The organism is Enterococcus pallens ATCC BAA-351, from assembly GCF_000407485.1.
GTDB classification, from domain to species: Bacteria; Bacillota; Bacilli; order Lactobacillales; family Enterococcaceae; genus Enterococcus_A; species Enterococcus_A pallens.
Window position 1 is genome coordinate 347,950 of record NZ_ASWD01000004.1, and the last position, 14,826, is coordinate 362,775.

Genomic DNA, 14,826 nt, shown 5'->3' on the forward strand with positions numbered 1-14,826 from the left:
GCACAAAAATCCCCCGAGAATAGCGGTTTATTTATCAGATAAAATAAGATGAGAAAATGTTTCTTTACATACTGACTTAGAGCACGCTAAGGTTTCCGTGCTCGTTCAGTAATAACGAATGGTTTTATTGAAATCAACGTTCAAGATCATTTTCTCACCTCATCTCTTCATGTTATTATCAGCGTTTTCTAATAAATATAAAACGCTTTCGACTACCCAAAAGATTAGCACTCATGCTCAGTAGTTGTCAAGGAGATGTTAACTAATTTTAACGGCAAAATAACGGAAGAATAACCTCAGCCATTACTATGGAAGTAGATGCTTCATTCATTTTATTTCATATAAAATAGATTTAACTATTAGAAGGTAATATTATTGAAGGAAAAAGAAGTCGGTGATTTTATATGAAAACAAAAATTTGTCGTTTCTGTGAACGTCAAAAAAAATTTAAGAGAGAGCCGCTCTTAAATCTTTTTTCATGAAATAGTTATAAACGCATGGAATTCAACCAGCGTATGTTTAGTTGTTTAATGAATAATTTGCCAACCGTTGTAGAGGTTAATCAGCAGGACCAAAATGATCACTCCTTGAAAAACTTCGGTCACTTTTTCTGGTGATAGTATATTACGAACTTTATTCCCTAAAAGACCTCCGATAATTGCTGCAGGAACGAGGAAAATTAGCATCGTTAAATCATAGCGGGCAAAGCCGGAAGTAATCGCAATTGTCGCAAGTTTAGACAGCTGAGAAAAGAATATCGTCGCAATTGAATAAATTGTTGCTTCTTTAATTGGTAATGAGAATAGCAGCATTAACAGCGATACATTGATCGGCCCACCACCGATCCCTAGCAGGCTAGCTAAAAAGCCTAAAACAAGACCGCAAGTCAAGTACCATAAAACATTGTCGAATTTGAAATTTTTCCAGTCGTATTTTGTATATAAGAATGCCAAAATCAGTGTCACCATCGTTAAGACAATCTGGAGCAACTTCACCAATGCTTCATCCGAAAATATCTGCAAGAAAAATTCAAATGCTATGTTTCCTAGCACACCGCCGATGATTGCTCCACCAGCCACCCAACCAATCAAACACCAATTCAATTTAGTGCCGCTTTTTAATTGCCTGAATGTAGAGACGAATGACATGGTAAATACTGCAACCGTTGAGTAGAAGGAGATGGTTGCCACCGAATCAGCCCCAATAAAATCAAATACAGGCTTGATGATGACTCCGCCGCCCATTCCAGAAACAGCCCCCACGGTGTTAGCTACTATAATGACAAGAAAATATATCCATCCAACCATCACAGTTTAGCCCCTTCCACTAATTGCATTATTCTTGGAATCTCTGGAACAATGGTTTCCAAGAAGGTTTGATACCCGCAGAAATCAGTCTCTTCATCTACATACATCGCATCCTTCATTCGTTTACAGCCTCCTCGACAGATGTTGCTAAACGGGCACGTAGTACATTTTTGTGGCAAATCGGTGCGGGAGCATAGAAACTTTCGTGTTATCTCTTTTTCAAACAGCTCCCGCAACGTTTTTTCTTGAATATAGCCCATTCGATAGTCATCCAACACATAGAAATCACATGGATACACACTGCCATCGGCCTCTATTACATACTGCACCTGACAATTCCCTAAAATGCCACAAGCTGATACTTGGCTTCTTATTAACAGGTTGACGATATCATCAAACAGCTTGATGCTAATATAATGGCCCTGTTCTAACTCTTTGAGCCACAGGTGCAGCATTTTTTGATAGAAGCGGTTAAAGCTTTGCGGTGTCAATCCATAGGTACTTCTTTCTGCAGTATCTAGATCGTCTAAACAAGGAATAAACTGTATAAACCGGATATTTTGTTCCTTAATAAATTGAAAGACTTTTTGAGGTTCTTCAGCTAAAGGATCCGTCAGTACACATAAAATATTGTACTCAATACCAAATTCATCAAATAGCTCTTTCGTCTGCATAACCTTCCTAAAGGTTCCACGTCCCCGTGGATCTAGTCGATTCATATCATGGTAAAGCGGATGACCATCAATCGATAACCCCACAAGAAAATTATGTTCCTTCAGAAAATGACACCATTGACGATTGATGACAATTCCATTCGTTTGCAGCGCATAATTAACCCGGACTCTTTTTTCCTGTGCGTTCACTAGTTCCACAATGTTTTTAAAATAGTCCAGTCCGGCTAATGTAGGTTCGCCCCCTTGAAAAGCCAAGGATAAAGAATCGCCATGGTCCAGATCAATAAAAATATTTCCGATCATTTTTTCGGCAACGTCAGCCTTCATTTTTCCGTAAGAGCGCACCTCTCTTAACGAACTAACATTAGCGTAAAAACAATAACTGCAACGTAGGTTACATAAGGACGAGGCTGGTTTTATCAGAACTGAAATATGCTTCATCTTGGTTCCCCTTATCTAATTCCCCATGGTCTGTTTCTGTAAAAAGGCAAAGGTCTTCACAGTTTTGTGCAGGACCTTCACCTTGGTTATAAGTAATTAATCAGTCGCGGCCTGTCCAGAATTTCCAGGCTAAATGCGAATATTACTGCTTAGTAATCCAGATCGGTGATCCCCAAGCGACTTGTCCATCACTTTGAACGATCTTAATGAAATAACTGGTTTCTTCTTCATTTACAGGTACCACAAATTGATCAGTAACCTTATATTGTTCTTCCGTTGCAGCTTGATAAAGTTTCACTTTATACGCATTATGGTACCAGCTGTCACTGCGATAATATTCCTCTAGCCCAGCTTGCTCCTTCATTAATTCTTTCGCCTCATCCTCAAAAACAATGAGCTGACTAGTATGAAGTAAGTCAGAAACTTGATAGTCTTCTTGTCGTCCGTTGATGGTTAAGCTCACCTTTGCTGAAGGAACGGCTTCAATTTCAAAGATAAATCCTTCATTGCGCATGGCCCCATCTCTCATCCAATGATCCCCACTATTTTTTTGAGATTTTGCTTGAAAGGATATTTTCTGCTCATTGATTCGTTCATACGAATTATCAAAGCTGCTATAGACTTGCTCAACAGAAATTATCTTGCCATCAACAACAAGTTCCCCTTGCCAAATTTTTTCATTAAATTCAGGGAAGAATTTGACATTAGGTCCCCAGCCGCATTCCAGACGAAGCTTAACTTTAACTGGTGTAAGATCATCCGACTGACTTCCACTCTTCCCTAGATGGATCTGATCCAATTCACCATTTTTGTACAGCTCTATTCGTTCAATTTTTCCGTTCGCTACTGTGGCAACCTCTATTGTCAGCTCTTTTTGATCGGTACTAAAAATACTCCCCATCGGATGATCGGCACATTGCATCCAGACACTAATTTTCGAATCGGTAAAGCCATAGGTTCTTCTTTCTTTAAATGCCTCCCAGATAGCTTCTTTTGAATAGTCCGAAGCCCAAATACCTGCTCTGCCATACTTTACCATTGCTGGTACTTCATGGTTATCTCCTGAAGCGATGATACCGAAATGCTTTCCTTGCTTCAATCCTGAAACAACCGAGGTATCCTCAATCCGCGGCCCCATATGAATATGGCGTTCCATTGTTAGATTGGTCATATCTCGTTCAGAACTGCCATGGTGAGAATAAATTTCTACAAATGGTGAAAACTGCTCGTCATGCGTTGCCCAATTTTTACCACGATTCCCCAATGAATAGGCCAAGTGATGAGGAATCCCCATCACTGCATGGTTTTGAAAAATTCTTACTAGGTCCTGATAACGTGGCGGAAGCTGAATAGTTGCCTGTTGGTCATTTTTAAAATAAATATTGTGGTCGCCGTCTTCTCCAGTCCCCTGCCATTCATACCCAATGAAACTGATATAATTATCTGTTTTATTCTTAGTTCCCAGATACTCCTTAATAAAAGCCCATTGCTCCTGCATTAACTTAGAGTCAATCTCCTCTTCTGCCTTAAAACCGCCTGGACACTGCACCATGTGATACGGATAATAGGCTAAGGTGAAGAAGTCTACGACTCGTTTACTATGCTCATACCACTTAGGTAACAGGTCAATTTGATTAGGATGAAGATTCAAATGTAAATCAGTAATATAATCTTGATAGTTCATTCGTTAGCCTCTTTCTTTTACATGATACCTAGCACAACCATTACAGCTGCAAATGCTAAAATACCAAACAGTAATTTATTGGTTGACCAGCCTTTTTTATCTACTAATAGATAGCTGACAAGCGCCACAATCAAAGGCATTAAGTTAGGCATGATTTTATCAAGTATCTCTTGAATGTTAATCGTCATATCACCGGATACGTATTGAAAAGCAATCGGTGCTTGAATCGTACTAGAGGCAACTCCGCCAATTACGATTAAGCCGATCATTGTTAAAGCAGTAGTTATTTTTACCTTCATTGCCTCATTGGTCAGTATCTTAACAGCATCTAGTCCCAACGAGTAGCCCTTCACAAATAGCCAGTACTTCATGGTAACGACTATTGCTAACCAGGAAATCAAGAAGGTTAAAGGGCCCACAGCTGATCCATTGGCAGATAGCCCAATTCCGATACTTAATAAAATCGGATTCAATGTTCCCACTAATATGGAGTCTCCAATACCAGCTAGGGGACCCATTAACGCATTTTTCGTACTAGTCAAAATGTCCTCATCAAAGGTCTCATCGTTTGCGTAAGTTTCTTCCAGAGCTAACGAAATTCCGGGAATAATCGCACCAAGTTGTGGCTCCGTATTAAAGAAAGCCAAGTTTCTCTTTAGCGCAGCTTTCAATCCGTCCTTGTCATCCTTATACAATTTCTCCAATGATCCTGAAAGTGAATGAGCAAAGCCCGTTCCCATCATACGTTCATAATTATGAGAGCTTAAGGCAAAGAACATCCAGCGCCATGAAGCGATTGAGACGTCTTTTTTTGATAACTTTACATTAGTCTTCATAATTCCCCTCCTCGTCTTGGTAAAATGACAATGACTCATTAACTGCTGAAGCCGATGGTGTACCGCTGTCATTTTTGTTGTATCTAGCCATCACATAAATCAATGAAACAGCAATCGCAATAAAAACTAAAGCTGTGGTGGTAAGTTGGAATGACGAAGCAAATACCCAGCCAAAAATAAATAAGAAAATCATCCACTTCTCTTCAACAATTTGCTTCAACAAGATAGCAAACCCTAACGCTGGCAGCATACGTCCGCCGATTTGTAGAAAGTTCAACACAAGTTCTGGTAGCGAATTTAATAGTTTTTCTGCAAATGGTGCGCCAAAATAACAAGTCAAGGATACAATTAGAAAACGTTCAGCAAAGGACACCGATGTTCCCATAATATTAGAAATTCGAACGCCCCGAGCATCTGCCTTTTCCGCACAGCGATCTGCTCTATGGGAAAACCCAGCTTGAACAGTCATCGTAAAATTGTGTAATGCTACCCCCAATGCGCCCAACGGAACAGCGAATGCCACAGCAGTTTCTGCATTGCCGCCAGCTGCTATAGCTAGTGGAATCCCAATGAAGCCTGCCAGATTAAGATCAGAAGGTACTGCTCCACCAGGTGTGATCTGTCCAATAAAAATCGCTTGAACAGCTACTCCGCAAAGTACTCCCGCCTTCACATCACCTAAGATAAAGCCACAAATCAAACCAGCTACCAATGGACGGCCAATCCCATACCATCCACCCGTTGTCCCAAACAACCACGGTACCTGATTACGCCCAAGGTAAGCGAACAAACCAATTAAAAGTGCTTGCCATAATGCCATTTTTTCTCCTCCTATTCGTCCTTTTTATTTATTAATAATTTCATCAAAATCAACTTTCGCATCATTAGGAACCATTTGGGCGGTAAAATGAGTGCCCTCATGGATCAACCCTTTAATAATAGACACTTCTTCTTCTGTTAAATGTACGGTCTTTCGATAAGAAGTTGTTCCAGGACGGTTAGGCACATTGCCCACATTTACATCCTTAAAGTGATACCCCAGCTCTGCTAACCTCTTCAAAGTTTCAACCCGTTGAAGAATTACCAGCAGCTTTTCTCCTGGATAAGAATCTTTATTACTTAATCGTTCAACCGCTTTTTTGGTGGATAGTATCGAGAGCTTCACTGAATTTGGCTTAGCCATTTTCAAAGCCATCTTCTGCATCTCATCCTTCACCGCAAGATCATCTATCACCATGATTCGATCAATATTTAATTTAGGTGTCCAAGCAGTAGCAACTTGACCATGAATCCCTCGAGCATCAATACGGACGTTCTTGATTTCAAATGGCTCACCGCTTTTGGCTGAAGCAGACTGTGCATCACGTCTTTCTTTTGGAGCGGGTGCTGCTTGCTGAGGATTTTTCACATCAATAATTCCGGTCTTACCTTCTTGAATAATTTGTTCGATAGGTACTTCTCCCAGTGCAGCCGTCACGGCCATTGGCAAATTCATTCCCGCCACTATATGCACTTTTTCATTGTCAAAGTATTTCTCAACAACGCCATTGCAAGGAGACCCACCAAGTAAATCAACAAAGAACAGTACTTCTGTATAATCCGCTAATTGAGCATCCAAGTTTGTTAATTTGTTTTGAAATTCTTCCTTTCCATCTTCTGGTGACAAAGAGACAACAAAAATATTTTCTTCAATACCAGTAATCATCTCAATGGAATGCCTCATCCCCTTAGGTAAGTCCCCATGGCCGGCAAAAACGATTGCTCTCATATAAATCCTCCTTTTTTAAACACCCCAACTGTCATAATCAATCACATTTTTTGATCCCGCTGAATAGGCTTCTCGCTTGTTCACTTTCCATTCCTTTTGAATTTCAATCGGTCCTGCTAAAAGCGGGTCATTGGTACGTACCATAAAATCCTTCAACAGCTCTCTCATCTTGTACAATTCTTTCTTGCGGCTTTCATCTTTTGCTAAATTGTTCTTTTCGTAAACGTCATAATAAAGATCGTATAGACATTCGGCATCTTTGGTTACTTCATCCAAGCCATTCTCGGCATAGAATTCTTTAACTGAGGAGCCATCTATATTTGATCGATTGACCTTTAAATACTCTGTATCGAAAAAGCGGATATACTTATATCTCTTCGTTCGGACCGATCGAACCGGTTCATAAGATGTATGGAAATTAATCTCCGAAAAAACTGCGTCGTCTCCATCATAGTCTTCGCCTGTAAATAATTGAGCAAAGCTTTGCCCTTCTAAATACTCCGGTTTTTTCAAACCAATCAAGTCACATAAGGTTGGCAGTACATCGACATGAGAAATCAATCCATCAAAGCTTTTCATTTTCTGTTTAGAATTTGGGACACGCATCGCTAGCAACACACCTACACCGCTATCATTCAACGTACACTTTTCAAAGGGATAGGCTAAGCCATGATCGGTAGTCAATAGAATAATGGTTTCATCGTATAAACCACTTTCCTTTAGTGCTTCTATGATTGCCCCAACATTTTCGTCTGCCGTTCTCAAACTTGTTTTGAAGCGTGCGTAGTCTTCTCTAGTTAGTTCGTTATTAGGAATATTGATTGGCGGCTGTGTATAATTAGGGTCCTCCTCTTCATGGATCTCATCAGGAAAGGCGCGATGCGTTGCATGCATGCCATAGGAGACAAAGAATGGTTTTTCAGAATCATATGCTGAAAGCCAACTTACTAAGTTATCCGCATTTTCTTCATCCCAGTAAATTAAATCCTGCTCAAAATATTTCGAATGATCCGCACTTAAATCTTCTTGGTATCCCAATGAACCGATGGCCATTTCATGGCTTGTATAATACCCAATCTCATGCTGCACCCCGCATAACGCTGTATGATATCCGTGCTCTGTTAGTAAATGAGCGAGATGGCGTTCCTTATCTAGGTTAAAGCCTCGCTGAGCAAGTCCTAACATGCCGTTTTGATGTGGAAATACCCCTGTTAATAAGCCTGCACGACTAGGGGAGCAGGTTGGAGCAACACTAAAGGCATTCTGGAATAAGAGAGAGTCTTCACATAGCTCCTGATAGTTTGGCGTATGCACACCATAACCATAAGGACTTATCACCCGTCCTGTATCGTGAGTATGAATATAAATGATATTCATCAGCTTCCTCCTTCTTTTGATTTCACTTGAAATATAGCACCCTGTGAAAACGATAACAACTGGTTGAGGCAATTTTGATACAACAAATTTTTTTGGTATAATACAAATTGGAAAGAAATAGAACAAATTCTCCTATAAATGCTTTTTTTATCGCTATATTCATCTTAATAAAACAAGAAAGGTTTGATACCAATGACCTCAGAAGCACTCTATAAAACGATTTTTAATGACCTATGCAAGCAGATCGAAGAGGGTTTTTATTCAAAGGGGGATATTTTACCAACAGAAGCTAAATTAGGAAAAAAATATAATGTTTCAAGAGTGACCATTCGTCAGGCGATTCAACTGTTAGCTGAGAATGGTTATGTAAAAAAAATACAGGGAAGTGGCAGTCATGTGACTTACTCCCCTGTAAAAACAACCTTAGATCGTTCCTCAAAAATTCGCTCCTTCTCTGAAGAAATGCTCAGTATGCAGAAAGTTCCCTCAGCCCAGGTGCTCAAATTTGAGTTGACCTTCGCCTCCAATCAATTGGCAAAAGAATTAGATTTAAAAGAAAAAGATCCGCTGTTTTATTATGAGAGAATCCTATCTGCGGATGACGAACCTTACTGTTTTGAATATGGCTACATGCCCACTAAACACTTCCCTGATTTTACGATTACCAATCTTACAGGATCAAAAATGAGATATATCGAGGAAGAGCGAAACTTTTCAGTCGTTTATAGTCAACAAATTGTCCACGCCATTCTTGCTGACGAAAAACTACATGAGTATCTCGATGTTTCACTCAATTCTCCTTTGCTTGAGGTTACCCACCTCGCCTATACGAAAGAGGCTTTACCGCTGCATAAAACATGTACTATTTTTGATTCTACCAAGTATCAAGCCCATTTTATTAAAATAAAATAGGCAGCAAAACGGTGTACAATGCAAAAGCCCTACTCCCGCCAGAGTAGGGCTTTCATGTGCTGTTAGCACATCCAACTTCTCTCATTTTACACTGCTACACTATTCGCACGCCCTACTTTTTCCGATAACGCTCGTAATAGCTTTTGGCTTTTTCTTGGTGAATTTGGTAAATGATTCCATAAAAATGTGTTTCCGAAGTCGCCGTCTCGCTTAATTGCTGCAGCAAAGTTTTCATTTTAGGCTGATAATCTGGATAGTCTACATAAAGTTGCAACAGATTCTCGCTGAACTTCAACTGGATCATCAGATGCAGGTTATCTGACTGCTGGATCGTTTGCTGGTACTCATTGAAAACTGTTTGAGCAGCTGGAACATCATTGGTGATTAATAAGCTTTGGACTCGATTGAAATATAAATCACCCATTTCCTCATAGTAAATTTTGCTGTCAAATGACTGATATTTCTCCAATTCCTGCCCAATCCGCTGATAGATAATTGCAGCTTTTTCCTTCTCCTTTTCTGACAGAGATAATAAGACTAGCTTGCTCAATTTGATTTCTTTCAATGTCCACATCTTAGCATTTTCTAGCTCAGCCAAAATCTCGTTGAAGGGGTCTCGGGAAAATTTGTAAAAATTGGTGTTCGTAATTAGTACTAAAAGGTAGGCCTGAATTGCTAAATAACGCAGCTCGATCGCTTGGTGCTGCTTATATTCTTCGTAAATATCATAAAGGGCCTCAAATTTGCCGCTTTTATAAAGCTGATCAATTTTTTCTTCTAAAGCTTTCGCCTCATCAGCCTGTGATTGCTTCTTGAAATACTCGAATTCTTGATAGGTAATCCCCAAATTTTTGATGAACCCTTCAAACTTAGTAATCTCCACAGAATATTTTCCTGCCTCAAAATCACTATAGAAGGTTTTTGAAACGACATCGGTATAAATTTCCTTTTGAGAAAATCCTTTTGCTTTACGAATTTGCTTAATGATTTCGCCGTACATAGCTATCTCCATTTCATAATTCCTGTATACAGGAATTATAGCGAAGTTTCACCAAGAAGCCCATGCTATAGTGTAAAAAACGAATTACAGGAGGAACAAAATGAGTAAAACATATTTTAAATTGGTAGGCTTCGCAGTTGGATTAACGATGATTATTAGCTTGTTTTCAGCAGCAAGTGTGATTTTGACAATGGATACAAACGGAATTATTCTCTCTCAAATAGCGGCTTTCGCATTGTCTGCCCTCTTTTTGCTTTTCTATATGAAGAAAAAAGAGCCTAACCTGAAACAGTTTGGCTTTAAAAAAGGGACTGTAACTAATTACTGGTTAGGCTTCATTGCAATGATCGTCCTTATTCAACCAGCGATTTTGGGCCTTAATACTTCCTTGCCGATTTCAACTATTTTATTGATTGGGATTCAGATGATTTTGGTAGGCTTTGTAGAAGAAACGCTCTTTCGGGGAATCTTTTTCTATTTTTTGAAAGACAAAAGTCCAAAGATCTACTTGCTGTTTTCTAGTAGTATCTTCGGTATTTTGCATATTGCTAGTGGATTGAACCCAGAAACAGCACCTGTCTTGGTCATTCTGCAAATCATTAATGCTTTATTATTGGGTGGTGTATTTTCGCTGATGTATTATTCAACTGGCTCACTTTATTTAGTCATCGGTTTCCATGCAGCATTCAATATCTTGGCCTCATTATCTATGAGCGGTTCTTTACAGCAAAACATCTGGGCAGTCTCTCTTTTATCAGTATGCTACATGGTCTTTTTGATTGTTTTGCCTAAACGTCAATTACGTGGGAAAACGGCTGTTTAGTTAAAGATTTGTTAGTTAAGAATATAGCTTCATAGTTGATAAGTTATTTCTAAAAAAATTAATTCAAAAAAAAACTTTAAAACGCCGTTCACCTACTGGATACGTTTTAAAGCTTTTTGACTATAACCCTGACCAAGCTTTCGGCATACGTATCACAGAAAGCAAGTCCAATAACACTTTGGGAGTAGAGAATCCATTTCTAATCATAAACCCGCTAACTGCTGGTTGAATTTCTTTCTTGTAATCATAAAAGAACTCACCTTAAGAGCACTCATTTTGATTCTTTCTAAAAATATTGCTAAAAATATTGCAAAGTACTTTATCTTTCTGGATATCAGAATCTTCCAAAACTGTTTTAGTTAGTGTCAAAACATTACTAAAGTAATCCGTATTTTTCAAGATACTCACCTTTCTATTATCTCTTTACCCTCCAAACAAGTAAGGAAGAAACATTAGTGAATTATTCAAACAATGGATAAGAATAACAATCTCAATCCTTTTCGTTCTTTGATAGATTATCCCCAGTGCTAACCCCCTTGATGCATAAATAAGTAAGCTGACTAAATCAGTTGGTTGATGGAACAGACCGAAAAGCAAACTACTAACTACTATCCCCACCTTATAATTAGCAGAAAAATAGTAATTAATCAGAAATCCTCGAAAGATAAATTCTTCCATAATCGGCCCTACAATTGCGATCAGTAAAAATTAAATCCAAACAGGATGAGCAACATAAGCACTTTCCACCGGATACTTTTACGAGGATAAAAATCAGGAACCCTATTAGGACTAGCTTTATATCAGACAAATGAACTCGCCAATCTCTGAGCTGAAAGATCCCAAGACTTTGGCATACGAGGATCATTATCCATAGAAGCGAAGCAGCGACTAGCGGTACCAGCAGATCCTTAAGAGTTGTTTTTGCGCGTAAAGCAACCACATCCGGCACCTATAAAATAATCACCATCCCGAAAAAAGTGACTATTCCTGTGGCGTATTTCTGAATCTTTTGGTATAAAATTGTGCCTCACCTCTCTTCCCTCTTTACTGAGTTAGACCGTCCATTAATCCCTGTAAAAAGCTGGTAGCAACAGAGCTGGTGACAATTTCTATAATGATGATACAAATAATAGCGGCGATAAGCAGCCAGCGATAATTTCGTGGCAGAGTCTGCTTTTTATTGTTGATATAGACAATTAATCCAATCAGTACAATCAATAGCAGGATTCTCAATAAAAACATTTGAATTCCTCCTTTCTATCTTTTAGCCATTCATGACTAAGAGCTATAGTAAAACAAGCAAGTTGTTTATAACGTGCGCAGCAATAGAATATTCCAGTCGATCACTGGCGTAATAAATCCAGCAAAAGGCTATTGATGGACCTAAGTAGATCAATACTTGGCCTAGGCTAGTTGGGCGATGAAGCGTAGTAAATAGGACAACACTTACTAAAAAGCCCAGTGGTTTATGCTGCTTAAATATGTATCCCATGATGAATCCTCGAGCAGCCAGCTCTTCTAAAATAGGACCGCTGATTACGGCAAATAGTGTAAAAATTACTTTGGGCATTTCTCCTAACAATCCTTGAATTGCCTCTTCATTGTCTGGTGTTGTGTAACCAGCCCAATACGCCAGAAGACCAAAAAGAATCTTTAACCCTACTGCTAAAAAAGTATAATAAAGCAGCTGCTTCAAGTGAATCCCTCTAATGGTTAATTTTATAGCTGTTATCTGTTCAAAAAAATAGATCGCCAAGTAGAGATTTATCAGAATCACAGCAGCAAAGAATGCGCTTAGTCCATAGGTGAAGCTGCAGCCCATTTTAGTAATAAAAAGATAAATCCAAATTTGGGGAATAAGTGCAAAAAGAAACTGGATGATAACGAATAGATAGCGGCTTTTTTTCATTGGTTCTCTCTTTCTAAACGCTCGTCCTGCTCAAACTCTAGACAGACAACGGAGAGCTTGGGGAATTGCCTGCCTAGGGTTTAAGTATGTGGGGAAGCGAAAGTTATTTAAAAATACTCCAGATTTCAAATCCTTTTCTTACGATCGTGCCTACTGTTTTTCCAATCTTGTAACCCGTCTTATCGTATTGACCGCCACCAGTAATTGCTTGAAGATCCTTTTCATTAAGTACTTGATAGTTCATCTCTTCTTCACTCCTTTTTTGATTTAATTACTTGTTGGGAAACTTAACCGACTAAGCCGTCCCACAATCCTTTGTAATAGCTGCCCATGTAGCTAACAAAGTTTTTCCAGGTTCTTTTTCCACCGACAGTTGCTCGTAATTGCACAGCAGATAATTGTGTATACTTGTCCATATTCTCACCTCCCCTTATCTGGTACCTCCATCGTACTTCTTTTCTTTTGAAGCTTGAGAAAAACATCCTGAACCTATATTTTTTCATCCTAAACGATTATTTTCTGCTTCATCAACCGTTCAAGACAACATTTAGCTACCTTCAGGACATATTTTTATATACAGGAATGCTTTATGCCATACTAATTTCAATCAATGAAAGGAGTGAGCTTATGAACGTTCAACAATTATCGGAAAAGCAACTAAAACAAGTACAAGGGGGAAACCGTGGACAATTAGGTAAAAGCACGGGTAATCCTGCACAATGTTTATGGTCATTTTTTAGAAAGTGTTAGATTTTACTGCCTCTGATATACTCATATTCAAGAGGTGAATCAAATGGTACAAATTGATACGAAAGCGTACATTTTACGGATGTTTTTATCTTCGTTCTATTTTTATGGCATCTTTTTCAGTCTATATCGTGGAGTACCCCTTAAGAAAAAGATGATCTTGTTACTGGTTCTTTTGCCAATTACCTTTTTAGTAGAAGTATTCAGTGATTTTTCTGATGTACTAACAATTGTTGGATGCTACTACCTGCTAAAATCAAAAAAAGAACCCAACTATATTCTTTTGAATACAATCATGTTGAGTATGCTAGTCAGCTACTTTGTTCCAATCTTAGTCTCGGCGGGAATCATTCCCTTCGTTTCTTTTTCGGGAGTAAAGGGATGGTTATTTATCATGAATGAGGTTGTTCTTGATATTCTTGTCTTACTAATAGTTCTCTTTGCCCTCCACCGTTTTTCAGCAGAACAAATACTCAAGAAATACAGTTCTCAGTTTTCTTCCATTCTCTTAGGGTACTTGTTTTCAGTAACCCTTCTGATTGCTTATGCTGCTCATTATTATGAGGCTTTTGATCGATTTATAACCGGACTGGTCATTTTTCTAATAGCTCAGACCATTTTCCTGCTTATTGTTTTTGCTCGCGAAACAGCTCGCCAAAAGGAAACCTTCGAGCAGCAATTATTCAAGCAGCAGCTAACCGATCTTAAGGAATACGCCGATCAATTAGAAGAGAATCAGCAGAAAATGCGCAAGTTTCAGCATGACTATAAAAATCTAATCTTAAGCTTGAAAGAATCTTCTGTCGCAAGTCAGGACACGGAGCTGCTGCAACAAGTAATTAGCTTGGAGAATTATTCGGATAAGTATTTTGCTTCAATTGCTTGGTCCTATAATGACTTGAAAAACGTAAAAAATACGTACCTGAAGAGTCTGCTAATTAGTAAACTGTCGGTCATTCAAGAGCATCAGATTGCTTGTTCTTTTGAATGTCGACAGGAGATTGAAGAGCTGCCGATTCCGGTTTTTGATTTTATTCGTATTCTGGGAATTACACTGGACAATGCGATTGAAGCGGCCCGAGGGTTTGAAAAACCTGCGCTTTCCATTTTGCTTTACCAAGACAATCAGCAACTGGAATGTTTGGTGCAGAATACGTATCAGGAATCAGGTGCAAGTATTACTCAGTTGCTGCAGCCTGGATTCTCTTCCAAACAAGATCATTTAGGCTTAGGACTCTCCAACATCCAAGAACTTAAAACAAAGTATCCAAACTTATATGTGCAGTATGAAAAGGATGAACATACCTTCTCAACTCAAATTATTACCGTTTTTGAAAGGAAGTAGTTG

17 protein-coding genes are annotated in these 14,826 nt (G+C 38.8%); 4 read left to right on the plus strand and 13 right to left on the minus strand.

Annotated elements, in window-relative coordinates; all coding sequences use genetic code 11:
• Positions 1 to 527: 527 nt before the first annotated feature.
• The 7 genes from I588_RS19295 to I588_RS19325 all read right to left on the minus strand — a co-directional run bounded on the left by I588_RS19295 (position 528) and on the right by I588_RS19325 (position 8,087).
• The gene (locus I588_RS19295) at positions 528 to 1,307 is read right to left on the minus strand and encodes a sulfite exporter TauE/SafE family protein (RefSeq protein ID WP_010758541.1); all 780 of its coding nucleotides are present in this window, start codon (positions 1,305 to 1,307) and stop codon (positions 528 to 530) included.
• Complete coding sequence (locus tag I588_RS19300) at positions 1,307 to 2,422, minus strand: anaerobic sulfatase maturase (RefSeq protein ID WP_010758542.1); 1,116 nt, start codon at positions 2,420 to 2,422, stop codon at positions 1,307 to 1,309. The genes I588_RS19295 and I588_RS19300 overlap by 1 nt, the downstream gene beginning before the upstream one ends.
• A 142-nt stretch (positions 2,423 to 2,564) precedes the next feature.
• Positions 2,565 to 4,106: a PHP domain-containing protein gene (locus tag I588_RS19305; RefSeq protein WP_010758543.1), complete on the minus strand. Its 1,542-nt coding sequence runs from the start codon at positions 4,104 to 4,106 to the stop codon at positions 2,565 to 2,567.
• A gap of 17 nt (positions 4,107 to 4,123) precedes the next feature.
• The gene (locus I588_RS19310) at positions 4,124 to 4,942 is read right to left on the minus strand and encodes a PTS system mannose/fructose/sorbose family transporter subunit IID (protein ID WP_010758544.1); all 819 of its coding nucleotides are present in this window, start codon (positions 4,940 to 4,942) and stop codon (positions 4,124 to 4,126) included.
• Positions 4,932 to 5,762, minus strand: a complete 831-nt coding sequence (locus I588_RS19315) for a PTS mannose/fructose/sorbose/N-acetylgalactosamine transporter subunit IIC (RefSeq protein ID WP_010758545.1) — start codon at positions 5,760 to 5,762, stop codon at positions 4,932 to 4,934. Before I588_RS19315 ends, I588_RS19310 begins: the two co-directional genes overlap by 11 nt.
• Positions 5,763 to 5,786: 24 nt before the next feature.
• Positions 5,787 to 6,710, minus strand: coding sequence for a PTS sugar transporter subunit IIAB (locus I588_RS19320; protein ID WP_010758546.1), 924 nt, complete (start codon positions 6,708 to 6,710; stop codon positions 5,787 to 5,789).
• A 15-nt stretch (positions 6,711 to 6,725) separates the two neighbouring features.
• Entirely contained in the window at positions 6,726 to 8,087 is a 1,362-nt protein-coding gene (locus I588_RS19325; protein WP_010758547.1) for an N-sulfoglucosamine sulfohydrolase, read from the minus strand.
• Between the two features lie 192 nt (positions 8,088 to 8,279).
• On the opposite strand from I588_RS19325, the gene I588_RS19330 reads away from it, so the two are divergent.
• Positions 8,280 to 8,999, plus strand: a complete 720-nt coding sequence (locus I588_RS19330; protein ID WP_010758548.1) for a GntR family transcriptional regulator — start codon at positions 8,280 to 8,282, stop codon at positions 8,997 to 8,999.
• Between the two features lie 112 nt (positions 9,000 to 9,111).
• On the opposite strand, the gene I588_RS26985 is transcribed toward I588_RS19330, so the two are convergent.
• The gene (locus I588_RS26985) at positions 9,112 to 10,011 is read right to left on the minus strand and encodes a helix-turn-helix domain-containing protein (RefSeq protein WP_245569603.1); all 900 of its coding nucleotides are present in this window, start codon (positions 10,009 to 10,011) and stop codon (positions 9,112 to 9,114) included.
• Between the two features lie 88 nt (positions 10,012 to 10,099).
• Here I588_RS26985 and I588_RS19340 point away from each other — a divergent pair, with 88 nt between their 5' ends.
• The gene (locus I588_RS19340; protein WP_010758550.1) at positions 10,100 to 10,822 is read left to right on the plus strand and encodes a CPBP family intramembrane glutamic endopeptidase; all 723 of its coding nucleotides are present in this window, start codon (positions 10,100 to 10,102) and stop codon (positions 10,820 to 10,822) included.
• Between the two features lie 423 nt (positions 10,823 to 11,245).
• Here the strand turns inward: I588_RS19340 and I588_RS28235 are convergent, their stop codons facing one another.
• The 5 genes from I588_RS28235 to I588_RS28070 form a co-directional block, all read right to left on the minus strand.
• Positions 11,246 to 11,524, minus strand: coding sequence for a CPBP family intramembrane glutamic endopeptidase (locus I588_RS28235; protein WP_425387127.1), 279 nt, complete (start codon positions 11,522 to 11,524; stop codon positions 11,246 to 11,248).
• Between the two features lie 342 nt (positions 11,525 to 11,866).
• Positions 11,867 to 12,064, minus strand: a complete 198-nt coding sequence (locus tag I588_RS19345; RefSeq protein WP_010758551.1) for a hypothetical protein — start codon at positions 12,062 to 12,064, stop codon at positions 11,867 to 11,869.
• A 43-nt stretch (positions 12,065 to 12,107) separates the two neighbouring features.
• The gene (locus I588_RS26530; RefSeq protein WP_010758552.1) at positions 12,108 to 12,731 is read right to left on the minus strand and encodes a CPBP family intramembrane glutamic endopeptidase; all 624 of its coding nucleotides are present in this window, start codon (positions 12,729 to 12,731) and stop codon (positions 12,108 to 12,110) included.
• 103 nt (positions 12,732 to 12,834) lie between these two features.
• The gene (locus tag I588_RS27000) at positions 12,835 to 12,975 is read right to left on the minus strand and encodes a bacteriocin (protein WP_010758553.1); all 141 of its coding nucleotides are present in this window, start codon (positions 12,973 to 12,975) and stop codon (positions 12,835 to 12,837) included.
• A gap of 43 nt (positions 12,976 to 13,018) precedes the next feature.
• Positions 13,019 to 13,147: a hypothetical protein gene (locus I588_RS28070; protein WP_010758554.1), complete on the minus strand. Its 129-nt coding sequence runs from the start codon at positions 13,145 to 13,147 to the stop codon at positions 13,019 to 13,021.
• Positions 13,148 to 13,358: 211 nt separating this feature from the next.
• Between I588_RS28070 and I588_RS28240 the strand changes: the two genes are divergently transcribed.
• On the plus strand, positions 13,359 to 13,481 hold the full coding sequence (locus I588_RS28240) for an EntF family bacteriocin induction factor (RefSeq protein WP_010758555.1): 123 nt from the start codon (positions 13,359 to 13,361) through the stop codon (positions 13,479 to 13,481).
• Positions 13,482 to 13,524: 43 nt separating this feature from the next.
• A complete protein-coding gene (locus I588_RS19355) occupies positions 13,525 to 14,823 on the plus strand; it encodes a sensor histidine kinase (RefSeq protein WP_010758556.1) in 1,299 nt (432 codons plus the stop codon).
• Positions 14,824 to 14,826: the final 3 nt, after the last annotated feature.